Origin of the sequence: Dyella agri (assembly GCF_044904705.1) — a bacterium.
Taxonomy (GTDB): Bacteria; Pseudomonadota; Gammaproteobacteria; order Xanthomonadales; family Rhodanobacteraceae; genus Rhodanobacter_A; species Rhodanobacter_A agri.
Genome location: NZ_JADIKL010000004.1, coordinates 273526 through 299944, shown reverse-complemented (window position 1 = coordinate 299944; position 26419 = coordinate 273526). Strand labels below are relative to the sequence as shown.

The following is a 26419-nucleotide window of genomic DNA, read 5'->3' as shown; positions in this document are numbered from 1 at the left end:
TTGCGTTCGCCCCCTCTCCCCTGGGGGAGAGGGAGAAAACGCTTCAACCCTTGGCGCCCTGCGCGTAATGCTTCGCCACCACCTCGGCTACCACGGCCGAGACCTTCTTGCCGGTGGGGATGTGCAGGAACTCGTTGGGACCGTGGGCGTTGGAGTGCGGGCCCAGCACGCCGGTGATGAGGAACTGGGCCTTGGGGAATTTCTCGCCCAGCATGCCCATGAACGGGATCGAGCCGCCCTCGCCCATGTAGGTAGCCGGCGCGCCGAACTGATGTTGCGAGGCCTCGGTGACCGCCTGCTCCAGCCACGGCGACAGCGCGGGTGCGTTCCAGCCGCTACCGTCCTTCTCCAGGTCGAAGGTGACCGTGGCGCCGTAGGGCGGGTCCTTTTCCAGCAACTGCTTGAGGAACTGGCCAGCCTGCTTCGCGTCCAGCGTGGGCGGCACGCGCAAGCTGAGCTTCACCGCGGTGAACGGGCGCAGCACGTTGCCGGCGCTGTCCAGCGGCGGGATGCCGCCGACGCCGGTCACCGCGAGCTGCGGTCGCCAGGTACGGTTGAGCACCAGCTCGGGCAGGTCCCTGGTCACCGGCTGCATGCCCGCGGCCCAGGGGAACTTGGTGTAGATGTCGCTGCCCAGCACGGTGGCCGCGTGCTTCGCCTGTTCCACGCGCTGGGCGGGAATCTCGACGTAGAGCTCCTTCGGCTTGATCGTGCCGGTTTCCGGATCCTCCAGCCGCGACAGGATGTCGCGCAGCACGCGGAAGCTGGACGGCACCACGCCAGAGGCATCGCCCGAGTGCACGCCCTCTTCCAACACCTGCACAGTGAGGTTGCCGCCGGTCATGCCGCGCAGCGACGTGGTTAGCCACAATTGGTCATAGTTGCCGCAGCCCGAGTCCAGGCACACCACCAGCGAAGGGTTGCCGATGCGTGCGGCGAGATGGTCCACGTAGTACGGCAAGTCGTAGCTGCCCGATTCCTCGCACGCCTCGATCAGGATCACGCAGCGCGCGTGCGGCACGCCCTGCTCGCGCAGCGCCAGCAGCGCCGCCAGCGAGCCGAAGATCGCATAGCCGTCGTCGGCGCCGCCTCGGCCGTAAAGCTTGTCGCCCTTCAGCACCGGCGTCCACGGCCCCAGGCCCTCGGCCCAGCCGGTCATCTCCGGCTGCTTGTCGAGATGGCCGTACAGCACCACGGTGTCGTCGCTCTGGCCGGTGGCCGGTACCTCGACGTAGATCAGCGGCGTACGCCCTTCCAGCTGCACCACTTCCAGCGTGGCGCCGGGCAGCGCGGCGAGCTTGGACGCCGCCCAGTCGCTCATCAGCTTCACCGCCGCGTCCATGTGGCCGTGCGCCTTCCAGTCCTTGTCGAACATCGGCGACTTGTTGGGGATGCGGATGTACTCCACCAGCTTCGGCACGATCTCCTCGTCCCACAGGCCGCTGACATAACGTGAAAGGCGGGCGGTATCCATGGGGGGCTCCAAAGCGGGGAAAAACGCCATTCTAGCAAGCATGCCACCTGCGGCCGGCCCGCGCCGCGCGGCAGGCACTACACTGGCGCACCTTTCCGCCGACCCTCGCCATGATCCTGCCGCGCTATCACATCGACGCCTCGCGCATTCCCGGTGCCGGCAAGGGCTTGTTTCTCGACGAAGCCGTGACCGCGGGACGCATCGTCAGCGCGCCCGACGCGATCGACCGCACCTTCCGCCACGACGAGTTCGCCGCGCCGGAACTGGCGAAGCTCAAGTACGCCAGCGCGCGCTGGTTCGAGGACCGCTACACCGTGTCGCCGGACTGGCCCGACGAGTGCTACATCAACCACAGCTTCCAGCCCAACGGCCTGTGGCACCTGGGTTTCGTGTTCGCGCTGGCCGACCTGCCCGCCGGCACCGAGATCACGGTGGACTACCGGCACCTTTTGCCGCCCGGCGAAGCCGAGGATTTTGCGGATGCGCTCACAGGTGAGACAATCACCGGATTGTCCTGGACCGAAAGCCTCGCTTCGAGCACCCGCGCACTGGCGGCCTTGCTCGGTGGCATGTGAGTTGCTTGCTGAATTGGCATGATCGACATCCCTGTAATCGAGACGGCGCGCCTGCGCCTGACCGCGCTCACCGAGCGCCATTTCGACGACTACGCCGCGATGCTGGCCGACCCGGACAGCACCCGCTACATCGGTGACGGCCAGCCGCTGGACCGCACCAATGCCTGGCGTTCGCTGGCGATGCTGCTGGGGCACTGGCAGCTGCGCGGCTACGGCATGTGGGCGCTCGAGCTGAAACAAAGCGGCGAATTCGTAGGCCGCGCAGGCCTGTTCTGCCCCGAGGGTTGGCCCGACCTGGAACTGGGCTGGATGCTCAAACCCGAACACCGCCACCACGGCTATGCCACCGAAGCGGGTACGGCCGTGCTCGACTTCGCCTGGAACCACTTGCGCGCACTGCGCGTGATCAGCCTGGTGCGCGTGGGCAACGAGGCCTCCGACCGCGTGGCCGAACGCCTAGGCGGCGAGCACATCGACGACATGGACTTCTACGGCAGCGACACCCACGTGTTCGCCTACTATCCGCCGCACCGTGAGACGCGCCGCGCCGCCTGCGGTTGATCCGGCCTCACCCGTTGGCGGGAAATCCCTGGCTTTGCTCCGGCCGTTGCTTCTGTGCGCAGGAGCGCGCTGCCCTTGGGGCGGCCCTATGCGGCGGTGAGGCGTGGCCGATCAGGCCGCGCAGCGGGCGTTGCCATGCATGGCAACGCCTTTTCGCCGGGGCAAAAACCCCTCTCCTCTACCCCCCTCCCGCAAGCGGGAGAGGGGAAAACGGACTGCGTCAGCGCGTACGCGCCAACCGCGCCAGCGCAAACAACCGCGCCACGCGCATCCACGCCACCACCACCACGATCAGCTGGCTGAGCAGCAAGGCCAGCCAGAAGCCGCCATCGACCGCCGTGGTGTGGATGCGCGCCATGCCCAGCGCCGCCGCGACCGCCAGGCCCAGCACACTCACCACCAGGTAGAACAGCAAGGTCTTCAGCGGCCGGCGCAGCAGCTGCATGAAGCCACGGCCGAAGGCGCGGGTGGCCGAACGCAAACTGGTGTCGGCGATGAAGGCCGCGCGGGTGGATTCCACGATGGCCTGCGCCAGCACGAACACCGCCAGCAGCACCCAGCGCGTACCGTGCGCCCAGGCATCGGCCTGTGCCTCCAGCACCGCCTGGTCGGCGTGCTGTTCGGCCATGTGCATGCCCGCACCCGCCACCGCGACCACTACCGCATACGGCAGCAGCGACCACAGCATCACCCGGAACATCCGCCCGTACTCGATCCAGCCGCTCTGCAGCAGCGCACCGAAGCCCAGGCTGCGCGCGGCACGCCCGCTGCCCACCGCCATGCCGTCGAGGAAGGGCGACATGAGCAGGGTCAGCATCAGTGCAAACAGGGCCGCACCGCCCAGCCAGGCGGTATGGCCGGCCATCGCGAACATCGCGTCGCCGAACATCACCGGGTCGAACTGTTGCGCCCAGGCCCCGGCATGCACCGAGTGGTCGAGCAGGCCGCCAAGCGTGCGCCACAGCGGCAAGGCCACCACGCTGGCCGGCAGCAGCATCAGCAGCAGCCACAGCAGCAGCAGGCGCCACTGCAGGGCAGCACTCATCGCGGAAAACAACGCACCGAAACCGGCGCGTGGAGCAGTCGTCCTGGCCATCATCACAGCGTCACCAGCATCGAGTAGAGGGTCTGCAGGACCGCGGCCACGTCGGCCGTCCAGCGGCGCGAAGCAGCGCCGTTCGACTTGGTCGCGAAACTGTCGTTGAGCTTGTTGGCGTCGAGATAGACCTGTCCCGCGGGGTCCAGCTCGGCGGAGACCACCTTGCCCGGCCTGGTGAACTCGAAGCGCGCCCAGCGGCGGTCGTCGTCCCAGCGCAGATCTTCGTGGCTGCCATCGGCAAACGTGACGCGCAGCGTCTCTGGCACCCGCGCGCCGTCGCGCAGCACGGTCACCGTGCTATGCCAAGGGAACGGCCCACCGCTGCCTGGCTTGGCGTCAGCGTGCGCTTTCTTCCAGTCCTCACGCTGTTTGGCGATCTGCTGGTCCAGCGCCTTCTGGTCGACCTCCACCGACTTGCCGTCCTTCCAGCTCACGCCGGCCTGCGGCAGGACTTCGGTGGTGTCGATGTCGGCCACGCGGTCGTCGATGTGCGCGATGCCATAGACGACCTGATCGAAGATCGCATTGACCGTTTTCGCATCGCCCGAACCGTCGGCCAGCGCCTGGCGCAGGTCGGCCACCGAGGGATGGCGGAAGCTCCAGCGCTGGTAGTAAAGCCGGATCCCCTTTTCCATTGCCGCCTCGCCGACGCGCTGCTCCAGATCGTGCATCGCGGTGGCGGTGCGGGTGTACACCGTACCGTAGCTGGAGCTGGAGAGCCGGTCCCAGCTGTTCTGCGCCAGTGGATCCTCGGGGCGATCCAGCTGCGCGCCCATGCGCTCCATCTGGAAGCCGCTCATCGCCGGCGCGATGCCCAGCCACTTCATGAAGGGCGTGGCGAGGGTGAGATCCTCGTTGCGCGCGCGCATCATGCGGTCATCCCAATACTCGTTCATGCCCTCGTCGAGCATGGGCTCCTCGAACTCGTTGGAGGCGAGGATGCCGTAGAAGTAGCCGTGGCCGAATTCGTGGATGTTCACGAAGTCGCTGCCGTACTGGCTGAGGGTGCCCGGCGTGACCTCCTTGTAGCCCTCCGAGGTGAAGAAGGTTGGATACTCCATGCCGCCCGCTTCGTCCGCGTTGTACGGCGGGATCACCGCGGTGACCGTGCGGTACGGGTACGGCGCGATGGTCTGCGAGAAATAGCCCAGCGAATCGATGGTGGATTTCAGCGTGGGCGCAGCGCTGGCCGCGTATTCGGGCGGATAGATCACGCGCACGGCCACCGGCGGGCTGCCCGCGCCGGTGTAGCTGCCGTCCATCGTCTTGTAGCCCTTGGCGGCCACCCAGGCGAAGTCATGCACGTCGCCCTGCGCATAGTGGTAAGTGGTGCGGCCGTTTGCCGTCTTCGGCTCGCCCTGCAGCTGGCCCACCGCGCCCACGGTGTAATCGCTGGGTACGTCCAGGTGCACGTCGTAGCTGCCGAAGTCGGCATAGAACTCGCTGTTGAAGTGGAACTCGTGCACGTTCCAGCGCGGCGCGGCGGCACCGCGTTCGCCGGCCAGTTCCAGCACGCCGATCTTGGGGAACCACTGGCCGACCAGGTTGAAGTCGCCCCACCAGCCGGTGCGCTCCACGACCCGCGGCAACTGACTGAGGAAGTCGACGTCCAGCGCCAGCGTGCCACCCGCCGGCACCGGCTGGGCCAGATCGATGCGTACTACCGTATGGTCTGTGGCCGGGCCGCCGTCGGGGTGCACGAAGCTCCATTTCAGCGCCGCGCCATCCTGCGCCACGTTCTGTAGGTGGATCCAGCCCCATTGCCCCTTTTCCAGCACCGCATTGCCGCGCGAGCGGCCATGCGCGGTGAGCACCTGGCGCTCGGTGAACCAGGTGCTGCCATCGCTCTCGAATGCGTTGAGATAGAGGTGGAAGTAGACGTGGTTGACCGGGCGATCGCTGCGGTTGCGCCAGGTCATGCGCTCCTTGCCCGCCACCTGGTGCTTCGCCACATCGAGACTGGCGTCTATGGCGTAGCTCACCACGCGATCGGACAACGTGGATTCGTGGCCGCTGCGTTCGCCGCCCCAGGCCTCGGGCGCGCTGGCTGTGGTAATGGTGGTCCGGTGCGCCGGCGCGAACGGAATGGGCTCCATCGAAACCGGCGCCGTGCTGGCGACCGCCGGCGCCGGTGCCGCCGCGCTGCCCGCCGTGGCCGGCGCCTCCTGCGCGAAGCTCGCAAAAGCTCCGCACCAACCCACCGTCAATGCAGCGAGCCACAGCCCGCTCCTGCCCCTGATCGACCCCATTCGCACGCTCCCCACGAGTGATCCCTCCAGACTGCGCCTGACCCGGCCCGCCGTCATAGGCCAGAGGTCATGCATGAGCCCATGCATCCCCGCTAAGCTGCCGGACTGGCGCCGCGTGGCAAGCTGTGCACCATCCCTACGGAGAACCTCGAACCGCATGCGCATCCTCCTCGCCGAAGACGACCCCTCCATCGCCGAAGGCATCTGCGCGTCGCTGCGCCACAGCAACCACGCCGTCGACCACGTAGCCAGCGGCCAGCTGGCGGATGCCGCGCTGCGCGACCACGACTACGACCTGCTGGTGCTGGATCTTGGCCTGCCGCAACTGGACGGCAGCGAAGTGCTGCGCCGGCTGCGCTCCCGCGGCACCGGCGTGCCGGTGTTGGTGGTAACCGCACGCGACGGGCTGGACGAGCGCATCCGCGTGCTCGACCTGGGCGCTGACGACTACCTGGTGAAGCCATTCGCGCTGTCCGAATTCGAGGCACGGGTGCGCGCCTTGCTGCGCCGGAGCAGCAGCCAGGGTGTGCCTGAGCTCCGGCTCGGCCGGCTGCGGCTGGACCTGCCCGGCCATCGCGCCTGGCTGGACGACGAGCCGCTGGAGCTCACCGCGCGCGAGTTCGGCCTGCTGGAGGCGCTGGCGCTGCGCGCCGACCGCGTCACCAGCCGCGCGCAGCTGATCGAGGCGCTGTGCAGCTGGGACGAGGAGCTCACTGACAACGGCCTGGACATCGCGATCCACCGGCTGCGCCGCAAGCTCGAGGGCAGTGGCACCGGCGTGCGCACGATCCGCGGCCTGGGCTATCTGCTCGAAGAGGCCACCGCCGACGGCAACCACGCATGAGCCACGCCCCCGCCCGCCGCCCCAGTCTGCGCCGCCGCCTGCTGGGCTTCCTGTTGATCCCGGTGGCGATCCTGCTGGTGCTGGACATCTTGCTCACCTACGGCGTGGCGCTGAGCTATTCCAACCACGTGCACGACCGCGACCTCGGCAATGACGCGTTGACCCTGGCCAAGATGATGGGCAACGAGCAACTGGGCGGCGAGCTGACTCCGCAGGCGCGCTTCCTGCTGCAGTACGACCCCAATGGCGACAGCTATTTCAGCGTGATCAGCCGGAAGCACGGCCTGCTGGCCGGCAACGGCCACCTGCCGCTGCCGGCGCGGACGCCGGCCGTGGGCGCGTCGCCGCAGCTGTTCGACACCCGCATGGACAACCGCCCGCTGCGTGCGGTCACGCTGAGCACGGCGTCGGACAGCCGCCCCGACGACCCCCTGATCATCACCGTGGCCGAGACCTTGCACGACCGTCACGCGCAGGCGCGCAGCATCCTGCTGCTGGCCATCCTGACCCAGGCGCTGCTGATCGTCTGCGTGCTCTCGCTGGTGTGGTTCGGGGTCAACCACGGCCTGCGCGTGCTTGATCCGCTGACCCGCCGGCTGGCGCGCCGCAACCACGAGCTGACCCCGATCGGCGGACCCGACGTGCCACAGGAAATCCTGCCGCTGACCCGCACCATCGACGCGCTGTTCGCCCGCCTGCGCGGCATGCTCGCGCTGCACGACCGCTTCATCGCCGATGCCGCACACCAGCTGCGCACGCCGCTGACCGGACTCGGCCTGCACGTGGAGCGTGCGCTGGCCGATCCCGATCCGGCCAACGTGCACGACGCGCTCACCCACATCCGCCGGCTCAACCAGCGCGCCGCGCGTACCACCGCCCAGCTGCTGGCGCTGACCCGCGCGCAGGCGCCATCGACCGACACGATCGAACACGTGCCGCTGGAACTGACCCGGCTAATCCCTGAGGCGGTGATGCAGCGCGTGCACGAGGCGCTGGCCGCCGGCATCGACCTCGGCTACCAGGGCCCTGAGCAAGCGCTAAGCATCGCCGGCCACGCTGCCAGCCTGCACGATCTGCTGGACAACCTCATCGACAACAGCATCCGCTACGCCGGCCGCGGGAGCACCGTCACCGTGAGCCTGCAGGCGCGGCCCGACGGCGGTGCCAACCTGGTGGTCGAAGACAACGGCCCGGGCGTGCCGCCCGAACTGCTGCCGCGGCTAAGCGAGCGTTTTTTCCGCGCGCCGGGAACCAGTGAGGAAGGCAGTGGTCTGGGACTGGCGATCGTGCAGCGCATTGCCGAACGCCACCACGCCGAGGTGATCTACCAGCTGGGCGAGGAGCACGGCCTGTGCGTAGAGGTGCGCTTCCCGACGCCGCGGCCCCGCGGCGGCGCGGCCGCCTCCCACGAAACGCCGCCGGCGCGCTGACAGCCCCCGCACCCGGCCTGTATCCTAGGCAGATGCGCACGGTCGTTATCCGCGCCTCCACCTCCACTATCCCGACCTGACCGTGGCCCTGACCCCCATCGACAACGCCGGCCCCCGTACCGGCTCCGCCACACGTGGTGACCGGCATGGCTGAGGCAGGCGTCGCGCCGCTGCGCCGCTGGCGCCCGACCCTGCTCGGCGCAGCCATCGCCCTTGCCGGCTGCTCGGTGGCGGTGCCGAAGCTGGAACCGCCGATCCCGGCGCAATGGCAGCATGCCGCGGCGTCGCAAGCGGCCGAGCCCACCGATCTGCGCGGTTGGTGGCGTGCCTTCAACGATCCGGCTCTGAACGCGCTGGTCGACCAGGCGCTGGCGCACAACCTCGATGTGGCGCAGGCGGTCGAACGGGTACGCGCCGTGCGCGTGCTGCAACAGCATTCCGGCGCACCTTACCTGCCCTACCTCAAGGCCAGCACCGACCAGACGATCGACCCCGACGCCAGCGCCTCGTATCTCGTCGCCGGCTTCGACGCCAGTTGGGAATTCGGCCTGTTCGGCCGCGCCAAGGGCGCCCAGCGCGAAGCGCAGGGCCAACTGAATGCCAGCATGGCCGATCTGCACGCGGCCCGCGTGACGCTGGTGGCCGAAGTCGTGCGCAACTGGATCGAGCTGCGCACCGCCCAGCAACAGGAAGCCCTGCTGCAACAGATCGGCGAGCTGCGCAGCCACCAACTCGAACTGCTGAAGATCCGCCAGCGCCTGCAACTGGCGCCGGCCGGCGCGGTGGATCAGGCCGCCGCCGCCGCCGCGCAGGCGCAGGCCGCGCTGGCCGCGCCACGTCAGGCCGTCAATGAAGCCGCACAGCGGCTGGCCGTACTGGCAGGCCAGAACCACCCCGACCCGGCCTGGCTGCAAACCGGCCCGCAACCGCAACTCGGCGCATGGGAGTTGCCCGGCACACCGGCCAACCTGCTACGCACGCGCCCCGAGATCGCCCGCGCCGAAGCCGATGTGCTGCGCGCTGCCGGCGAACTGGGCGTGGCGCATGCCGACCGTTTCCCCAACATCGGCCTGGATGCCTCGATGGTCTGGGCCACCGACCTCAACAACAACCGCGCCCATGCCGTTTCCAACGGCCTGGTCACGGTGGGTCCGATGTTCAGCATGCCGCTGTTCGACTGGGGCCTGCGCGAGGCCAACGAACACGCCAAATCGCACGAGCTGAAAGCCAGCGTGCTGGCCTACCGCCAGGCTGTGCTGCAGGGCGTGGCCGAAGTGGAGACCGCGCTGGGCGCGCTGCAACAACAGCAGCAACGCGAACAGCACACCTTGGAAGCCTGGCAGGCACTGCAACGCGTCGACGACACGCTGCAGACCCGTGTGAAGCTGAAGCTGGAAAGCCCGCTGGTGTTGACCGACGGCCAGCTTGCCGCCAACCAGGCAGCGATCGAACTGGCCGAGGCGCGCGCCGCCCGCAGCCTGGCCTACGTGGCGTTGTTCAAGGCCCTCGGCGGTGCGCCGCTGCCGGCGGACGAGACACCCGATGCGAAGTCAGGCAAGTCCACCGAGGCGACGCGCTGATGGTGGCCCTGGCGCGCAAGACCCTGATCTACGAATGGCGGCGCTTCCTGCCCGCCATGCTCGCGGTGGGCTTCGCCGGCCTGCTGCAGCTGCTGCAGCTGGCCCTGGTGCTGGGTATCTTCGGCGCCACCAGCGTCTATATCACCGGTTCGTCCGCTGACGTGTGGGTCGGGTTCCCCGGCACCCAGAGCGTGGGCTCGGGCCGTTCCATCGACGCCAACGTGGAATCGCGGATCCTGATGGACCCGGCGGTGACGCGCGTCGAGCCTTACGAATGGATCGACGGCGACTGGCGCGGCACGGGCGATACCGGCGGCGTATCGGTGTTCGTTTCCGGCATCGACCCCACCGCCGACGGCCTGATGTTTTCCAAGGTGCTGCCGCCCGAACTGCGCGCGCGGCTGGCCGAACCGGATGCGGTGATCGTGGATCGCGCCGACCTCGACAAGCTCGGCGTTGCGCCGGGCCACACCGCCACCATCAATGGCCAGCGCGTGCGCGTGGTCGGCGTGAGCAGCGGCCTGCGTGGACTGGGCGGCATCAACGTGATCGCCTCGCTGGAAACCGCGCGCCAGCTCGACACCGACAACGCCGACAACGGCCCCACTTACCTGGTCGCCAAGCTGCGCGATCCGACGCAGGCCGACACCGTCGCGGCGCGCCTGCGCGGCGGCAGCGCCTTCGGCCCCTACACCACGTGGAGTGCCGCCAACTTCGCCCGCATCTCGGTGCTCTATTGGCTGTTCGACACCGGCGCCGGCGCCGGCGTGCTGTTCCTCGCCGGCATCGTGTTCCTGGTCGGTGCGGTCATCACCAGCCAGACCCTGGTCGGCGCAGTGCAAGGCTCGGTGCGCGAATACGCCACGCTCAACGCGCTGGGCGTGGGTGTCGGCGCGCTGCGCAAAGTAGTGCTGGAGCAAGCGTTCTGGGTGGGTGCGCTGGGCCTGCTCGGCGCCACCGTGCTCGGCGTGTTGCTGCTGTTGCTGGCGCGTAGCCAGGATGTGCCGGTGGTGCTGGGGCCGCTGGCCGCGATCGCCTGCATTGCCCTGGTCATGGGCCAGGCCGCGGTCTCGGGCATGGCGGCGATGCGCAGCATGCGCCGCATCGACCCTGCGACCTTGCTGAGGTGAACCGGATGCCTCACGCCATCGCCGCCGCCACTTCGCCAAGCGCTCCAGTCCTGCGGGCCGAAGCCGTGTGCAAGGCCTTCGACTCCGGCCGCCAGCACACCCAGGTGCTGGACCATCTGTCGCTGAGCATCGATCCCGGCGAACTCACCCTGATCTCCGGCCCCTCCGGCTGCGGCAAGAGCACCTTGCTGGCGATCCTCAGCGGCCTGCAGAAGGTGGACAGCGGCCGCGTGCATGCGCTGGGCAGCGAGTTGGGTCAGCTCGACCTGCGCGCGCTGGAGCATTTCCGCCTGCAGCACACCGGCTTCGTGTTCCAGGGCTTCAACCTGTTCCCCGCGCTCACTGCGCTGGAGCAGGTGGAATTGCCGCTCAACCATATGGGCTTGTCGAAGCGGGAGGCACGCGAGCGTGCCCGCCGCTCGCTGGACGAAGTGGGCCTGGCCCACCGCATCAAGCTGCGCCCGTCGGAACTCTCCGGCGGCGAGAAGCAGCGCGTGGCGATCGCCCGCGCCCTGGCCAAGGAGCCGGAGCTGCTGTTCGCCGACGAGCCCACCAGCGCGCTGGACGCCGCCAACGGCCAGACCATCATCGACATCTTGCACACTATCGCCACCACCCACGGCACCACCGTGCTGTGCGTGAGCCACGACCCGCGCCTGGTCGCCCACGCCGACCGCGTGCTGGCGATGGAAGACGGCCGCATTCTCAGCGACCGGCGCCCCGACGCCGTCGCCTCCAAGGAAAACCCGCCATGAAGCCGACCGCATCCCGTCCGCCTTCGTCCGCGCGCCTTGCGGCGCTGCTGCGGCCCGCCGGATTCGCGCTGGCCGCCACGCTGCTGCTCGCCGCCTGTTCGAAACCCGCGGAGCCGGCTGCTCCCAAGGTTGCTGCGAGCAACTACGCTGCAGTGGCCCGCGGACGCGTCGATATCGAGGGCGGCATGCTCGCATTGACGATGCCGCGTGAAGGCGTGCTGGCCAGCGTCGCCGTGCATGAAGGCGAGACGGTGAAGCAGGGCCAGTTGCTGGCTGCGCTCGACACCCGCCCGGCCCAGTTGGCAACGGACTCTGCCCAGGCGCAACTGGAACAGGCGCAAGCCCAGCTCAAGCTGCTCGACATCAAGCAGGCCGCCGCCAAATTGCGCGCCCAGCGGCTCGCCTCTGCCGCCGCCGCCGGCGCCGGCGACGGCCAGAGCGCCGACGACGCGCGCGAAGCCAGCAACCAGCTCGACGCCGAACACGATGCCGACCAGGCCTCGGTGGACATGGCCGCCCAGAAACTGGCTGAAGCAAAGTACGAGCTGGCGCAGCACAGCTTGCGCGCGCCGTTCGACGCGCTGGTGGTGCACGTGGCCGCGCAGCCTGGCGCCAGCGTATCGCCCGGCGCCGGCCCCTTGTTCACCCTGCTGCCCAACAAGCCGCGCATCGTGCGCGCCGAACTCAACGAAAGCTTTGTAACGGCGGTGCAAGCCGGCATGCGCGCCGAGGTGGTCGCCAATGACGACGCCGAGAACGGCCACTGGAACGCCCACGTGCTGCGCGTGGGCCAGGTCTACGGCCCGGCCACGCTGGAAAACGATCCGCAGGTCCGCGCCAACGCGCGTACGGTGGAGTGCGTGCTGGCCTTCGACCAACCCGAACAGCAGCTGCGCATCGGCCAGCGGGTGATCGTGCGGTTCCTGCCCGACGGAAAGCACTGATTCGCACTACGCCGTCGCCCTCTGCCGCGAGCTAACGGGCGGTTTCAGGCACCCGGAATCGCTCTGAATCCCGCAAAATGTGGGCAAGCGTCCCCGCCTGCACATAGCCGAAAGACTGGGGAAACCGCCCGCTGCGAAGCTGCACGCCTGAAAAGCCGCCGATGCGGCTCGCATCGTCTTGGGTGTCGCGCGTGATCCAGCAAACCGATTTCTTCTTCGAAGGTGGCCGCAGCGGCGTGCTGCTGATCCACGGCCTCACCGGCACGCCGATGGAGATGAAACTGCTCGGCAAGGGCCTGAACCGCGCCGGCTATACCGTGCACGGCATGCAACTGGCCGGCCATTGCGGCAATGCCGAGGACCTGCTCGCCACCGGCTGGCGCGACTGGTATGCCAGCGTGGAGCAGGCCGCCGATGCGCTGCGCGAGAAGGTCGACCACCTGTTCGTGGGCGGCTTGTCGATGGGCGCCCTGCTTTCGCTCAAGCTCGCCGCCGATCGCCCCGACCAGATCGCCGGCGTGGGCGTGTACGGCGCCACCTTCCGCTACGACGGCTGGAGCATCCCGCGCATGGCGCGCATGTCCTTCATGCTGCCGTTGCTGAAGAAGCTCGGCATCGGCCGCCACCGCAGCTTCATGGAGCAGCCGCCCTACGGCATCCGCGACGAGCGCCTGCGCGCCCAGGTCAGCGCTGCGATGCTGGGCGGCGACAGCGCCGCCGCCGGCCTGCCCGGCAACCCCTGGTATTCGCTGGCCGAGATGTACGGCCTGTCCGCCGCGGTGCGTCGCCAGCTTTCGCAAGTCACCGCGCCCTGCCTGGTGGCACACGCCAGCGAGGACGACGTGGCCAGCATTAAGAACGCCGAACTGGTGATGCGCGAAGTCAGCGCCCCGGTCGAGATGCTGCTGCTGGACGACAGCTACCACATGATCACCATCGACAAGGAACGCCGCACCCTGATCGAACGCTCCGCTGCATTCTTCGACCGCATCGCCGCGGCCGACATTCCCCAGCGCGCGGCAGCCTGATCGTGCCGACGGGTTCTATCTCGTCATTGGTGGCGCTGCTGTGGGTGCTCAACGTGGTGCTCGACACCGGCGGCCAGCTCGCATTCAAGGCCGCCGCCGGCGACAAGGATGCCGGCGACGGCCTCGCCCGCTGGAAGCACATGGCTTCGCGCCCATGGCTGTGGCTGGGTATCGGCAGTTACGTGATCGAGTTCCTGGTGTGGATCGCCTTCCTCTCGCTGGTGCCGCTGTCCGAAGGCGTGCTGCTGGGCTCGATCAACATCGTGGCGATCATGGTGGCCGGGCGCTTCCTGTTCGGCGAGAAACTCACCCGCCTGCGCGTGACCGGCATCCTGCTGGTGACGCTGGGCGTGGCCGTCGTGGGAGTGGCCGGATGAAGCGCGGCTGGTTCTACCTCATCGGCTTCGCGCTGCTGATGGGTTTCGACACCCTGGCGCAGATCAGCTTCAAGTACGCCGGCACCCATGCGCTGCCGGTCACCGCGGACATCGCCTGGCTGCTGCGCGTGTTCGGCGCGCCGTGGATCTACGGTGCGATCGTGGGCTACGTCGGTGCGTTCTTCACCTGGATGAGCCTGCTCAAACACGCACCGATCGGCCCCGCCTTCGCCGCCTCGCACCTGGAAGTGGTGTCGGTGATGCTGCTGTCGGTATGGCTGTTCGACGAGCACCTCACCCTGCCGCGTGTGCTGGGCGCCGTCGCCATCGTCGCCGGTATCGTCTGCCTGGGGCTGGCCGAAAGCCGCGAACATGTGCCGGAAGCGGACGAAGGTCCGGCTCCGGCCTGAGACCCGGCCCAGCGCATGCTGCCCCGTCGCCGCCACGAACTGCCACCCACCGCCGGCCTGCCGCTGAAGCTGGCGGACCTCCGCCCCGGCCCGGCCACGCTGGCCGTCGACATCGCTGCGCAACTGGGCACGCCACCGCTCGAACTTACCTGCTCCGGCACCGCGGCACTGCTGGTCGCGCTGGCCGCGCTGCGCGAACTGAAGCCGCAACGCCGTCGCGTAGTGATGCCTGCCTACACTTGCCCGCTGGTGCCACTGGCCGTGCATCAGGCCGGGCTGGAGCCGGTGTTGTGCGACCTGCGCCCGGGCCATTACGACATGGACCCGCACGCGCTGCGCGCGGCTTGCGACGAGCGCACTCTGGCGATCCTGCCCACCCATCTTGCCGGCCGCGTCGCCGACGTGGACGACGCGCTCGCCGTGGCCAACAACGTGGGCGCCCACGTGATCGAAGATGCCGCCCAGGCGCTGGGTGCGCGGCGCGACGGCAGCAGCGTGGGCCTCGCCGGGGACATCGGCTTCTTCAGCCTCGCCGCGGGCAAGGGCCTCTCCATTTACGAAGGCGGCCTGCTCGCCGCGCGCGACCCCGAGCTGCGCGAACGACTGGCGCGCACTGCCGCACGCATCGCGCCGCCCAGCCTGGGTTGGGAACTGCGCCGCAGCGTGGAACTGCTGGGTTACGCGGCCTTGTACCGCCCGCGCGGCCTGGCGCTCGCCTATGGCAATCCGTTGCGCCGCGCGCTGCGGCACGGCGATCCGGTGGCCGCGGTGGGCGACGATTTCGGCCTGCCGCTGCCCCTGCACGCCGTGGGCCGCTGGCGCCAGGCTGTGGGAGCACATGCCGCCCGGCGCCTGCCTGCCTTCATCGAACAATGCGCGGCACGCGCACAACGCCATCTGCCGCGCCTGCGCGCGATCCCTGGCGTCACCGTGCTGGAAGATCCTCCCGGTAGCCAAGGCAGCTGGCCGTTCTTCTTCCTGCTGCTGCCCGATCAGGGCCGCCGCGATGCCGCGCTGAACGCGTTGTGGCAAGCCGGTCATGGCGTCAGCCGCCTGTTCATCCACGCCCTGCCCGACTATGCCTACCTGAGCGACATCGTGCCCGCGAGCGATGTGCCGAACGCCCGCGACTTCGCCGCGCGCAGCCTCAGCATCGGCAACAGCCTATGGCTCACCGACGCGGACATGGCGGCGATCTGCGGCGTGCTCGAAAACAGCTGAGCGCATGCGCCCATTCCGCGGCGCCGGGTTGCGGCCGCTCTACACATGTTCGTCATTGGCATGACGCATCCGACGCGTCACCATGCGGACCGTTTCCGCGCAACTCATCGAGCCCGGCATGACGGCGCTGCATCGCATCGGCATCCTGAAGCAATCGAGCGTGGGCCGACCACTGCGCCGCGTCGCCGCCTTGATCCTGCTGCTGTCACCGGTGTTTTTCCTGCCCCCGGTGCCCATCGACGAAACCCGCTACCTGGCGGTCGCATGGCACATGCACTCGAGCGGCCAGTGGCTGGTGCCCTGGCTGGATGGCGCAGCGTATTCGGACAAGGCGCCGCTGCTGTTCTGGCTCATCAACCTGGCCTGGTCGGTGACCGGCGTGCATGCCTGGGCAGTCCGGCTGCTGGAGCTATTGCTCGGGCTGTCGACCCTGCCCCTGCTTGGCTCGCTGGGTCGCCGACTGGGTGCCGACGACGCGGCGACGGAGAATGCGCAATGGCTCTGGCTGGGTTGCATGGCGCTGGCGATCTACGCCGACGTCATCATGTTCGATCTGCTGCTCACCTTCTGCACGCTGACAGCATGGCTGGCCACCACGATTCTCGCCGGGCGACGCTGGCCGGCCGGGGTATTGCTGATGGGCCTGGCACTGGGCGCCGGCATACTCGCCAAAGGCCCCGTCGCCCTGTTGGTGGGCGGCCTGCCGGCCCTGTTCGCGTCGTACTGGATGCCGGGCTTTCAGACCCGGCCAGCGGTGTTCTATCTGCGCCTGTTCATCGTACTGCTGGCTTCCGTGCTGCTAGCGCTGGCCTGGGCGATTCCCGCGGCCCAGGCCGGCGGCCCCGCTTATGCCGACGCCATCTTCCTGCGTCAGACGATGGGGCGCGTGGTACACAGCTTCGCGCACGCGCGTCCATGGTGGTGGTATCTGCCCATACTTCCCGCGATGACCTTGCCATGGACGCTGTGCCTTGCGCGCCATGCACCGATCGCGTCCGCTTCGCGGAGCACGGCCAAGGCCATTGGCCGCTTCGCAGCCACCGCCGTCATTCCCGGCTTCGTGGTCTTCAGCCTGATCAGCGGCAAGCAGCCTCACTACCTGCTGCCTTTGATCCCGCCGCTGGCCCTGTTCGCGGGCGAGCGTATCGGCTCGGGCCGTTGGCGGATCGTCGCCTGGCGGACGGCCCCGACCTTCATTACCGTCGGTCTTGCCGTCGCACTTGGCCTGGGCTGGCGGGAGGCGCCCGACTCGGCCATGGGCGCCGTGGCCTGCGGCGTGCTCATCGTGTTGCTGGGCGTCTCGTACCTGGTGCCGCGCGCGCAACCGCCTTCAGCCAGTGCGGTCGCGCTTGGCACGCTGGCTGCCGTGATGCTGTGCAAGTTGGCTTTCGTGCTCAGCATCGGTCCACGCTACGACGTGCGCGCGATGGCGCAACATGTCGCTGCAGCGCAGCGGGACGGCATCCCGATGCTGTTTGCCGGCTCCCAGTACGGCTTGCTCACTTTCGCCGGGCGGCTCACGGCGGCCATTCCCGACACGCGCGATCCAGCCGCCGTGGCGGCATGGGTGCACGCACACCCGGACGGCTGGGTCATCAGCGACGACAACGATTACCAGGACATGCCGGCGCCGCTGTACAAGCAAGCGTATTTCGGCCGCAGCCTGGGTATCTGGCCTGCAAGCGCGGTGGCGGCAGAAGCCGACCGCAAACGCGAAATCCCCACGCCTGCGCCGAACCCCGGCGAAGACTGATCCGGAAGCCGTCGCCGGTGCTGCCGACGCAAGCTGCGGCATCAGCCGGAGCGTGCCCCGATGGCTTCGAGCAACTCAAGGTTGAGCGCATGCTGCTGCGCCTGCCAGCTGGCGAGCTGGGCGGTGTCGATCTCGGGCTGCTCGTCCATCGCGGAGAGCTTGCGCTTCCACCAGGCCTTGTAGCGGTAGTGCGAGACTTCGCCGTTGATGTCGCTGCCCGCCAGGCCTTGGCGCAGGCTGCCGATCAGGGCCAGCGCGTGGGCCAGCTGCAGCCGCCCCTGGTCCCAGTTGGTACGCGCCACCTCGGGCGCGAACGCGTCCTTGTCGATGGTGAGGTAGGTCGGCAGGGTTTGTGTGCGCTGCTGCTCGACGAAGCCATCGACCAGCGCATCCGGCGTGTCGAAGCCGCGGAACGCGCGCGCGATGCCGAGCCGGCGCGACCAGTCGGTATCCACGCCCATGCTCCAGTAGGTGAGCTTGCCGCGCAGCAGCGGCGTCAGGTAGTTCTCCCACGCGTGGCCCGCGCCGATGTCGTGTGACGTGATGCCAAGGACGTGCACGTGGTCGACGAAGGGCAAAGCGGCCACGCGGCGCACCCACGAACCGCAGTGCACGCCGAACGGGAAGCGCATGTTGTCGGGATGGTTGTCCAGCACCACCACTTGTATGGAGGTGGCGGGCTTGAGCCGCGCGATCAGCGGCCAACTGAGATGGTGGAAATCGCCCGAGCCGGTGAACACGGTGCCGTGACGCTCGGGCAGTTGCTCGTCGAGCAGTGCGCGGAAGCGGCGCATGGTGGCCAGCGAACAACCGAAGCGGATTGCTTCCTGCCATTCGGCCAGCGGTAGCACGAGGCCGTCCGGCAGCGGTCCCACCGAGCTGTCGATGTCGAGCACCACGGGGCGTTGTACGGATTCACTCATCGTCTTTCTCCGCTGCGTCCTGCCAGCTGCGGTCGCTCTCGAAATGTCCGCCCAGTTTGCGCAGCAGCGCGCGCAGCAGCGGGTTGCGCGCGTACACCGCGTGGCGGGTGAAGGTCATGCTGGCGCCGAGGAAGGATTTCACCTCGGGGTCGGTCCAGCCGGCCACGTAGTGGCTCAGTCCGCGCTCGCGCGCGTAGCCGAGGTTGTGCATCCAGCTCACGAAATAGAGGTTGTGGTCGCGCGCCTCGGGGTAGGCGAAGCCTATGTACTTGTCGATCAGCTTGCCACCGTGTTCGTAGCAGAGATTCCAGCCGATCATCTTCCCTTCGTGCCGGTAGACGAATACCACGCCACCGCTCGAGGCATCCCGCAGCACGCGGCGGAAGAAGTCCAGGCTCAGGCGGTCGAAGTGGATCTCGCTCTGTGCGTACACGTTGTCGAACAGCGCGTAGTACGTGGCCAGCGTCGCCTCGTCGAGGAAGCGCGCGTCGCCGGTATGCACGACCTCGATGTCGAGCTTCGCCCGCGAACGCAGCTTGCGGCGGATGTTCTTCCGGCGGCTGTAGCTGAGCCTCGCGAGGTAATCGTCGTCCGAGCCGAAGTCGATCGGCACGTAGGCCAGCGCCTGGCCCTCCAGCAGCACGAAGCCTTCCGCCTCGCACGCCGCGGCGAAGGCGCGCGCGTGGGCGTTCTCCGCGTCGCTGAGCAGCGGCGAGTCCTGCGCGATGTCCTTCACGATCAGCAGCCGGCACTCGCGCCCCCAGGCCGCCTTAAGCCCCTGCGCCAGGGCGGCGGGCGGCAGGTCGGCCGGCAGCGGCGCGTACTCGGACACGGTGGTGCCGGCAAAGCGGGTGCGCCAGGTGATCAGGCGGCGCCAGTACCGCGCAAGCGGCAGCCCGGCCACGCGGCGGCGCAGCGCGTCGTCGGCCGTGGTCAGCAGGTCGAACGGCGCCACGAAGCCCGGCATGCCTTGCGGCGAGCGGCCCACGGCGAAGCCGATCGGTGGCTCGTCCATGAACGCGTTGAGCAAGGCGTCAGGTTCCAGTTGTGAAATGAAAGGCATGAGTAAGCCAGTTTGCCTAGACTGTAGGGGCCTTGCCCGTGCCGGAACGTCCGGCGCGGACCCGCCTATTGTCGCCTGCCATCAAGGATCCCGTCATGACCGGAACGACCCAGCAGCAAGTGTTCGAGATCATCGCCAAGCAGGCCAAGGTCGACGTGGCGAACGTCAAGCCCGAGTCCACGCTGAAGGATCTGGGCATCGCCTCGCTGGAAGCGATCGAGCTGATCTTCGATATCGAGGAGCATTTCGACATCCACTTCCCCGAGCAGCAGGGCGCCAATTTCGACAGCGACACCGCGCAGAGCCTGGTCGACGCCGTGCAGACGGCGATGGACGAGAAGGCCGCCGCCGGCGAAGGCGCCCAGTAATGCCCACCATCGAGACACGCCGGGTCGTCATCACCGGCATGGGCGCGATCAGCCCGCAAGGCGTGGGCGCCAGGGCACTGTGGCAAGGCCTGCGCGAAGGGCGCAGCGCGATCGGCCCGCTGCGCCACAAGGACGGCGAAGTGCTGCGCGTGAAGATCGCCGCCCAGGTGCCGGAAAGCTTCGATCCGGCCACCGGCATCGACGAGCGCACCCTGCCCCTGCTCGACCGCACCTCGGAGTTCGCGCTGCACGCGGCGCGCGAGGCGATCGCGCACTCCGGCATCGATTTCAACCGCGATGGCCTGGGCCTGCGCACCGCCGTGGTGGTGGGCACCGGCGTTGGCGGCGAAACCACCCAGGACGAACAGAGCCGCCGGCTGTACGCCGAGAAGGCCAGCCGCACTCACCCGCTTACCATCGTGCGGCTGATGACCAACGCCTCGGCCAGCCAGATCAGCATCGCCTACGGCCTGCGCGGGCCTACCTACGCGGTGGCCAGCGCCTGCGCCTCGGCCAACCACGCGATCATCCAGGCAGCGCAGATGATCCGCTTCGGCATGACCGACGTGGCTGTCACCGGCGGCACCGAGGCCTGCCTCAGCTACGGCGCGCTGCGTGCATGGGAAGCCATGCGCGTACTGTCCGACGACACCTGCCGCCCGTTCAGCGCCAACCGCCGCGGCCTGGTGCTGGGCGAAGGCGCCGCTGTCTTCGTGCTGGAATCGCTGGAACACGCGCGGGCGCGCGGCGCCACCATCCTCGCCGAACTCGCCGGCACCGGCATGAGCGCGGATGCCAGCGACATCGTGATGCCCAGCGCCGACGGCGCCGCCAGCGCGATGCGCCAGGCACTGGAAGACGCCGGCCTGAACCCGGAAGACGTGGACTACATCAACGCCCACGGCACCGGCACCCAGGCCAACGACGTCACCGAGACCCGCGCCATCCGCCTTGCCTTCGGCGAACACGCCGACCGCCTCGCGGTAACCTCGACCAAGTCCATGCATGGCCACGCACTGGGCGCCTCCGGCGCACTGGAGCTGGTGGCCGCGATCGGCGCGCTGCGCGAGAACGTGGTGCCGCCTACCGCGAACCTGGACAAGGTCGATCCCGCCTGCGACCTGGATTACGTGCCGAATACGGCGCGCGAGATGCCGGTGCGGGCGGTGCTCAGCAACTCGTTCGCGTTTGGCGGGCTCAACGCCGTGCTGGCGTTGAAGCGGGCGCCCTGATCGGGGCGCCTCAAGCCGGGCCTACCGCCTTGCGGCGCTTCCCATCCATGGACGGAAAATCCACGCGTCGTGGCCGGACTTTTCGGCCAGCCTCCCGCACGGCCGAAAGGCATCGCCATCCCTGCCGATGCCTTCCCGCATCCGCAACGGACGTCAGCGTGGCTTGCCGGTGGTATTCGCCAATGCCGGCCCGATGAATTCGGCCTCCAGGGTCACGTCGATCAAGTCGCCCACTCCCATCGTCGTGCCCGGCGCAGGCACGCCAAATCCCATGCCGAAATCCGAGCGCTTGAAGGCTCCGTGCGCGGAAAATCCAATGCGCGCATGCGGATCCATGCCAGGCATTCCCGCATAGCCGCCGTTGTAAGTGCCGGTCAGCGTCAATGGACGAGTGACGCCGTGCAGATCCAGGGTGCCTTCGATCTCGAATGACTTGGCACCGGTCATCTGGATTTTTTCCGAGCGGAAGACGATTTTGGGAAACTTCGCCGCGTCGAGAAGCTGAGGCCCCTGCACGATGTCGATGCACATCTTCGGGGCCGCATCCATTTCCAGCGAGGCGGTTTCGACCGTAGCGACCAGTTTGGACGCAGGTATGTTGCGCGGATCAAACGTCAGCGCCGCATCGAAGCGACTGAATCGCGTGGTGTACGTCGAGAATCCCATGTGGCTTACACGAAGCTGGAGGCTCGCATGGGCCTTGTCGATGTGATACGCGCCTGCGGGTGGTGCAGCCACCGGGGGCATGGCCGATGGCGCAGCCGCGTCGGTCGCGCGGGACGCCGCGCCATACATGCCGAGCAGGATGGCAACTGCACCGGCGGCAAACGGCCGCAACGCAGTTCGGACAATGGTGTTCATGGCAAGCTGCTCCGTATCAAGTTGAAGTATCCCGGTAGGTGCTGCCGAAGCGAATGATCGCCATCACGCCCCACGGCTTGCATTTCCTTCCCGGTTCCGGACGTCGTACGCCTTGGCCGCGCACGCTTCCACCCATGCAACGAACGACCGGCAGATAAATCGACACGAATCGGCATCCTCCCCGGAAAGGGAGGGGGAAAGCAAAAGGCCCGGCGGTTTCCCGCCGGGCCTTTCGTTTGTACCGCGACGGGTTGTCAGCCCTTCTTGGCCTTCGTCAGCAGCTGATCCAGCAGCGACATCGCCAGATCAATCTCTTCATGCGTGATGTCCAGCGACGGCGCGAACGTGATCACGTTCTTGTACCAGCCGCCCACATCGAGCACGAGGCCGATCTTCTTGCCGTTGTGCTCCAGGTCGCCAGCGAGGCCGATGTCGACCATCTTGTCGAGCAGTGTCTTGTTCGGCGTGAAGCCGTCCTCGGTGCAGATCTCGGCGCGCAGCGCGAGGCCGAGGCCGTCGACGTCGCCGATTTCCTTGTGCTTCTTCTGCAGCTCGCGCAGGCCTTCGAGGAAGTGCGCGCCCTTCTTCGGCACGGTGGTCTCGTAGTCCAGCTCGTAACCCATCTTGATCACTTCCAGACCCAGCGAGGTGCCCAGCGGGTTGGAGTTGAACGTGCTGTGGGTGGAACCCGGCGGGAACAGCGTGGGGTTGATCAGCTCTTCGCGCGCCCACAGGCCGGACAGCGGGTTCAGGCCGTTGGTCAGCGCCTTGCCGAACACCACGATGTCCGGCGTCACGCCGAAGTTCTCGATCGACCACAGCTTGCCGGTACGCCAGAAGCCCATCTGGATTTCGTCGGACACCATCAGGATGCCGTACTTGTCCAGCACCTTCTTCAAACCCTTGAAGAAACCCATCGGCGGAAGCACGTAGCCGCCGGTGCCCTGGATCGGCTCGACGTAGAACGCGGCGTATTCGCACTGGCCGGTCTTGGGGTCCCACACGCCGTTGTATTCGGTCTCGAACAGACGCTCGAACTGGCGCACGCAGCTATCGGAATACTCTTCCGCCGTCATGCCCTTGGGGCGGCGGAACGGATACGGGAACGGCAGGAACATCGCGCGCTCGCCGAAGTGGCCAAAGCGGCGGCGGTAGCGGTAGCTGGAGGTGATCGACGAGGCGCCCAGGGTACGGCCGTGGTAGCCGCCCTCGAAAGCGAACATCAGGCTCTTGCCGTTGCTGGCGTTGCGCACCAGCTTCAGCGAATCCTCGATCGCCTGCGCGCCGCCGACGTTGAAGTGCACGCGGCCGTCGAGGCCGAACTTCTTCTTCGCATCCAGCGCGATGGTCTTGGCCAGCTCGATGCGGGTCTGGTGCAGATACTGGCTGGCGACCTGCGGCAGCACGTCGATCTGCTTCTTCAGCGCGTCATTGAGGCGCTTGTTGCCGTAGCCGAAGTTGACCGCCGAGTACCACATCTGCAGATCGAGGAACGGCGTGCCGGCCGTGTCGAACATGTAGCTGCCTTCGCCGTGGCGGAAGATCTTCGGCGGGTCCACGTAATGCACGGTGTCGCCGAAGGAGCTGTACTTGGCCTCGTCGGCGAGCAGTTGCGCGTCGTCGATGAAACCGACGGCGTTCTTGTCGATGTTCATGGGTCGGGTTCCGGGGGAACGGTGGCGGAGGGTGTTGCAGATGAAGCGAAGCGGCCGATCAGGCCGCTGCGGCTTCGTGATAGCGCGCGTGGTGCGCCAAGGTGCCGTCGAGCAGGCGCGGCAGGTATTCCAGCGCGTCCTCGAAACCGGTGATCGGCATGTAGGGGATGCCGGCGGCACGGCAGTGCTCGATCAGGCGGTGCTTGGCAAACACGAAGTCCACGCGGTCGGCCGCGCAGAAATCCGAGGCGCCGTCGCCGATCAGCAAGGTCTTGGCGCCGCCCTGGCGGGCCTGCGCCACGCAGGCGCACTTGCAGGTACCGCTGCGGCAACCCGCGGCCTGGAACGGCGAGGTGAGCTGCCACTGCTTGGGCGGCGTGGCCGGCGCAAGATGGTTCGCGGCCAGCGGCAGGTCGTCCAGGCCGTAGCGGCCGAGGATCTGGTGGATCGCGTAGTCGAGGCCGTCGCTGACGATGCGGATCGGCACATTGAGCTCGCGCGCCTTCGCCACGAAGCCCGGGAAGGCGTGGTCGATCCACAGCTCACGCAAGTGCTCGTCCAGCTCGGCGCGGGTCATCTGCAGCAGCTCGACCTGGCCGGCCATGCATTCACGCGAACCGATGCGACCGGCGCGCCAGTCCTGCTCCAGCACTTCCCAACCCGGGCGGCCAAAGCGGTCGAGCAGCGAGTCGATCACGTCCTCGACGGAAATGGTGCCGTCGAAATCGCACAGGATGGTCCAGCCGGAAACGGGCATCAGCAGGCACGCTCGCAACAATGATGGATGCCACGTTAGGCAAGCTGCCTTTCGGCGCCCTTTCCCCGGCCTGCCGATCGGGCGCTTGCCAGCCTGGGGTGTGCGGCGCATCCCGACCCGACAAGCGGATCGGGGCTTTCGACGGCACTCGACCGGCCGCTGGAAGCCGAATCGGACCCGAGCCGGCACATGGCCGTTTATGAACCGGTACGCGTACACCCGTTAAGCTGCGCCGAACTCCCGTTGCTCCCGCCCGATGCCCGCCGCCCGTTCGCGCCTGCTGCCCGCCCTGCTGTGCCTGTTCCTGCCGTTCGGCGCCATGGCCGACTCTGCCGACACCGCCGACACGCCGCCGGTGCTGACGATCGGCGCCGGCATGCAGCGCATGCCCGGCTGGACCGGGGCGCGTACGCACCGCGACGACCCGATCCCGTTCGTGGATATCGAATTGCCGCAGTACGGCTTCAGCTTGTCCACCGAGGACGGCTTGCAGTGGGACCTGATCCGCGACCCGCACCTGCACGGCGGCCTCTACGGCGACTTCCAGTGGGGCCGCGAACGCGACGACCTCCACCAGCTGGCCGGCAAGCTGCCCTCGCTGGCGCCCCGCGCCACCGGCGGCGGCTACCTGGAGTGGGACTTCACCCCACGGCTCGACGCCGGCGCGCGCCTCAGCCACGACATCAACGGCGCAGGCGCCTACCTCGAGTTCTACGCGGAATGGGACCCGCCCAAGCTGGGCTTGCTGGAACAGTCGCTGCAACTGCGCTGGCAATCGATGAACGGCACGGCGATGCGGCGCTTCTTCGGCATCACGCCCGCCTCGGCGCAAGCGCTGGCCGTGCCGGCATGGCAACCCGACGGCGGCAGCCAGCTCGCCACCCTGGAATACGACTTGTTCATGCCCACCAGCAAGCACACCGGACTGGCCGCCTCGCTGGAATACGGCTATCTGCTCGGCCAGGCCGCCGCCAGCCCACTGGTGCGCCAGTTCGGCTCGCGCAACCAGCTCACCGAGTCACTGGCCTTCGTCTACCACTTTTGAAGCGGGCGGCCATGAATGGCCGCCCGTTTGATTTCAGCGATCAAGAAAGATCGCAAGAGACCCACCCCGCTCAGCGGTCGTCGCGAGTCCAGATCGCGCCGTCTTCCTCGCGCACTGGAAAACGGGTCACCGGCTCCACCGCGGGCGGACGCGTCACCGCGCCGCTGCGCAGGTCGAAGCGCGCGCCGTGGCGCGGGCACTCCACCTCGAAGCCGAACACTTCGCCGCCGGCGAGATCGCCGCCGTCGTGGGTGCACACGTCCTCGATCGCGTAGAGGTCGCCGTCGATGTTGTACACGGCGATCGGCGTGTCGCCGTCGAACACCACCTTGAATTCGCCCGGAAGCAATTCGCTGCGAGTGCCAACCTGCACCCATCCCTCGCCCGCCAGACTCATGCCGGCACTCCGGCGAAGTCCTTGCGCAGCACCTCGAAACGCAGATCGTCGCGGCGCGGGATGCCGAAGCGCTCGTCGCCGTACGGGAACGGCTGGAATTCGCCAGTGCGCCGATAGCCGCGGCGCTCGTACCAGGCAATCAGCTCCTCGCGCTGCACGATCACCGTCATGTGCATCGCGCGGCAATGCCACTCCTCGCGTGCGATGCGCTCGGCCTCGCCCAGCACGGCCTTGCCCAGGCCGCCGCCCTGCCGGGTAGGGGCGACCGCGAACATGCCGAAGTAGCCCGAGTCGCCGCGCCGCTCGATATGGCAGCTGGCCAGCAGCACGCCGTCGCGCTCGGCCAGCAAGAGCATGCTGTAGGGTTGGCCTAGCAGCGCGGCAACGCCGGCGACGTCGGTGCGCTGGCCATCCAGCAAGTCGGATTCGGTGGTCCAGCCGGCGCGGCCGGAGTCGCCGCGATAAGCGGACTCGACCAGTGCGACGATGGCGGGAACGTCGGCCATCACGGCCGGGCGGAAATCGGTCTGGGGGGATTCGGGCATGCGCGCATGTTAAGGGCTGGCGCCGACACTGGCGACCTGGACATCATCGCCGCGTGCGCCGGCGCATCCATGACCTTCGTCACTGTGGCAACGCCCGCCGATTTGCCTAGCCTGCAACTCCGCAAATTCTTTCAGCCCGCGCC

26 protein-coding genes are annotated in these 26419 nt (G+C 68.1%); 16 read left to right on the top strand and 10 right to left on the bottom strand.

Annotation, left to right across the window (positions count from 1 at the left end; translation table 11 throughout):
* Nucleotides 1-43: 43 nt before the first annotated feature.
* Nucleotides 44-1474, bottom strand: coding sequence for a M20 family metallopeptidase (locus ISP14_RS09150; protein WP_404538474.1), 1431 nt, complete (start codon nucleotides 1472-1474; stop codon nucleotides 44-46).
* A gap of 110 nt (nucleotides 1475-1584) precedes the next feature.
* Between ISP14_RS09150 and ISP14_RS09145 the strand changes: the two genes are divergently transcribed.
* Together ISP14_RS09145 and ISP14_RS09140 are read left to right on the top strand one after the other, a co-directional pair.
* Nucleotides 1585-2049, top strand: coding sequence for an SET domain-containing protein (locus ISP14_RS09145; RefSeq protein WP_404538470.1), 465 nt, complete (start codon nucleotides 1585-1587; stop codon nucleotides 2047-2049).
* A gap of 18 nt (nucleotides 2050-2067) precedes the next feature.
* On the top strand, nucleotides 2068-2610 hold the full coding sequence (locus tag ISP14_RS09140; protein WP_404538467.1) for a GNAT family N-acetyltransferase: 543 nt from the start codon (nucleotides 2068-2070) through the stop codon (nucleotides 2608-2610).
* 220 nt (nucleotides 2611-2830) lie between these two features.
* On the opposite strand, the gene ISP14_RS09135 is transcribed toward ISP14_RS09140, so the two are convergent.
* Together ISP14_RS09135 and ISP14_RS09130 are read right to left on the bottom strand one after the other, a co-directional pair.
* Complete coding sequence (locus tag ISP14_RS09135) at nucleotides 2831-3655, bottom strand: hypothetical protein (RefSeq protein ID WP_404538464.1); 825 nt, start codon at nucleotides 3653-3655, stop codon at nucleotides 2831-2833.
* Nucleotides 3656-3708: 53 nt separating this feature from the next.
* A complete protein-coding gene (locus ISP14_RS09130) occupies nucleotides 3709-5958 on the bottom strand; it encodes a M1 family metallopeptidase (protein ID WP_404538461.1) in 2250 nt (749 codons plus the stop codon).
* 157 nt (nucleotides 5959-6115) lie between these two features.
* Between ISP14_RS09130 and ISP14_RS09125 the strand changes: the two genes are divergently transcribed.
* The 11 genes from ISP14_RS09125 (at nucleotide 6116) to ISP14_RS09075 (ending at nucleotide 17430) form a co-directional block, all read left to right on the top strand.
* The gene (locus ISP14_RS09125; protein WP_404538458.1) at nucleotides 6116-6802 is read left to right on the top strand and encodes a response regulator; all 687 of its coding nucleotides are present in this window, start codon (nucleotides 6116-6118) and stop codon (nucleotides 6800-6802) included.
* Nucleotides 6799-8232: a sensor histidine kinase gene (locus ISP14_RS09120; RefSeq protein ID WP_404538455.1), complete on the top strand. Its 1434-nt coding sequence runs from the start codon at nucleotides 6799-6801 to the stop codon at nucleotides 8230-8232. Before ISP14_RS09125 ends, ISP14_RS09120 begins: the two co-directional genes overlap by 4 nt.
* A 146-nt stretch (nucleotides 8233-8378) precedes the next feature.
* A complete protein-coding gene (locus ISP14_RS09115) occupies nucleotides 8379-9812 on the top strand; it encodes an efflux transporter outer membrane subunit (RefSeq protein ID WP_404538452.1) in 1434 nt (477 codons plus the stop codon).
* Nucleotides 9812-10942: an ABC transporter permease gene (locus ISP14_RS09110; RefSeq protein WP_404538449.1), complete on the top strand. Its 1131-nt coding sequence runs from the start codon at nucleotides 9812-9814 to the stop codon at nucleotides 10940-10942. The genes ISP14_RS09115 and ISP14_RS09110 overlap by 1 nt, the downstream gene beginning before the upstream one ends.
* A gap of 5 nt (nucleotides 10943-10947) precedes the next feature.
* Nucleotides 10948-11697 (top strand): ABC transporter ATP-binding protein, encoded by a 750-nt coding sequence (locus ISP14_RS09105; protein ID WP_404538446.1) that lies wholly within the window; start codon nucleotides 10948-10950, stop codon nucleotides 11695-11697.
* The gene (locus ISP14_RS09100) at nucleotides 11694-12641 is read left to right on the top strand and encodes an efflux RND transporter periplasmic adaptor subunit (RefSeq protein WP_404538443.1); all 948 of its coding nucleotides are present in this window, start codon (nucleotides 11694-11696) and stop codon (nucleotides 12639-12641) included. The genes ISP14_RS09105 and ISP14_RS09100 overlap by 4 nt, the downstream gene beginning before the upstream one ends.
* A 191-nt stretch (nucleotides 12642-12832) precedes the next feature.
* The gene (locus ISP14_RS09095; protein ID WP_404538440.1) at nucleotides 12833-13669 is read left to right on the top strand and encodes an alpha/beta hydrolase; all 837 of its coding nucleotides are present in this window, start codon (nucleotides 12833-12835) and stop codon (nucleotides 13667-13669) included.
* A 2-nt stretch (nucleotides 13670-13671) separates the two neighbouring features.
* Entirely contained in the window at nucleotides 13672-14046 is a 375-nt protein-coding gene (locus tag ISP14_RS09090; protein WP_404538437.1) for an EamA family transporter, read from the top strand.
* Nucleotides 14043-14456 (top strand): DMT family transporter, encoded by a 414-nt coding sequence (locus ISP14_RS09085; RefSeq protein WP_404538434.1) that lies wholly within the window; start codon nucleotides 14043-14045, stop codon nucleotides 14454-14456. Before ISP14_RS09090 ends, ISP14_RS09085 begins: the two co-directional genes overlap by 4 nt.
* Before the next feature lie 15 nt (nucleotides 14457-14471).
* Nucleotides 14472-15677, top strand: a complete 1206-nt coding sequence (locus ISP14_RS09080) for a DegT/DnrJ/EryC1/StrS family aminotransferase (RefSeq protein ID WP_404538431.1) — start codon at nucleotides 14472-14474, stop codon at nucleotides 15675-15677.
* 82 nt (nucleotides 15678-15759) lie between these two features.
* Nucleotides 15760-17430 carry an ArnT family glycosyltransferase gene (locus ISP14_RS09075; protein WP_404538429.1) on the top strand — a complete coding sequence of 557 codons (1671 nt, stop codon included), beginning with the start codon at nucleotides 15760-15762 and terminating at the stop codon, nucleotides 17428-17430.
* Nucleotides 17431-17471: 41 nt separating this feature from the next.
* Here the strand turns inward: ISP14_RS09075 and ISP14_RS09070 are convergent, their stop codons facing one another.
* Nucleotides 17472-18353, bottom strand: a complete 882-nt coding sequence (locus ISP14_RS09070) for a hypothetical protein (protein WP_404538426.1) — start codon at nucleotides 18351-18353, stop codon at nucleotides 17472-17474.
* Nucleotides 18346-19416 (bottom strand): GNAT family N-acetyltransferase, encoded by a 1071-nt coding sequence (locus tag ISP14_RS09065; protein ID WP_404538423.1) that lies wholly within the window; start codon nucleotides 19414-19416, stop codon nucleotides 18346-18348. Before ISP14_RS09065 ends, ISP14_RS09070 begins: the two co-directional genes overlap by 8 nt.
* A 95-nt stretch (nucleotides 19417-19511) precedes the next feature.
* On the opposite strand from ISP14_RS09065, the gene ISP14_RS09060 reads away from it, so the two are divergent.
* Nucleotides 19512-19784 (top strand): acyl carrier protein, encoded by a 273-nt coding sequence (locus ISP14_RS09060; RefSeq protein ID WP_404538420.1) that lies wholly within the window; start codon nucleotides 19512-19514, stop codon nucleotides 19782-19784.
* A complete protein-coding gene (locus ISP14_RS09055) occupies nucleotides 19784-21016 on the top strand; it encodes a beta-ketoacyl-[acyl-carrier-protein] synthase family protein (protein ID WP_404538417.1) in 1233 nt (410 codons plus the stop codon). The genes ISP14_RS09060 and ISP14_RS09055 overlap by 1 nt, the downstream gene beginning before the upstream one ends.
* A gap of 153 nt (nucleotides 21017-21169) precedes the next feature.
* Here the strand turns inward: ISP14_RS09055 and ISP14_RS09050 are convergent, their stop codons facing one another.
* From ISP14_RS09050 to ISP14_RS09040, 3 genes are all read right to left on the bottom strand, one after another.
* Entirely contained in the window at nucleotides 21170-21877 is a 708-nt protein-coding gene (locus ISP14_RS09050) for a YceI family protein (RefSeq protein ID WP_404538414.1), read from the bottom strand.
* A gap of 254 nt (nucleotides 21878-22131) precedes the next feature.
* A complete protein-coding gene (locus ISP14_RS09045; RefSeq protein ID WP_404538409.1) occupies nucleotides 22132-23532 on the bottom strand; it encodes an aspartate aminotransferase family protein in 1401 nt (466 codons plus the stop codon).
* A 58-nt stretch (nucleotides 23533-23590) separates the two neighbouring features.
* A complete protein-coding gene (locus tag ISP14_RS09040; RefSeq protein ID WP_404538406.1) occupies nucleotides 23591-24289 on the bottom strand; it encodes an MtnX-like HAD-IB family phosphatase in 699 nt (232 codons plus the stop codon).
* A 256-nt stretch (nucleotides 24290-24545) separates the two neighbouring features.
* On the opposite strand from ISP14_RS09040, the gene ISP14_RS09035 reads away from it, so the two are divergent.
* Entirely contained in the window at nucleotides 24546-25334 is a 789-nt protein-coding gene (locus tag ISP14_RS09035) for a MipA/OmpV family protein (protein WP_404538402.1), read from the top strand.
* 70 nt (nucleotides 25335-25404) lie between these two features.
* On the opposite strand, the gene ISP14_RS09030 is transcribed toward ISP14_RS09035, so the two are convergent.
* Together ISP14_RS09030 and ISP14_RS09025 are read right to left on the bottom strand one after the other, a co-directional pair.
* On the bottom strand, nucleotides 25405-25731 hold the full coding sequence (locus ISP14_RS09030; RefSeq protein WP_404538399.1) for a non-heme iron oxygenase ferredoxin subunit: 327 nt from the start codon (nucleotides 25729-25731) through the stop codon (nucleotides 25405-25407).
* Entirely contained in the window at nucleotides 25728-26276 is a 549-nt protein-coding gene (locus tag ISP14_RS09025) for a GNAT family N-acetyltransferase (protein WP_404538396.1), read from the bottom strand. The genes ISP14_RS09030 and ISP14_RS09025 overlap by 4 nt, the downstream gene beginning before the upstream one ends.
* Nucleotides 26277-26419: the final 143 nt, after the last annotated feature.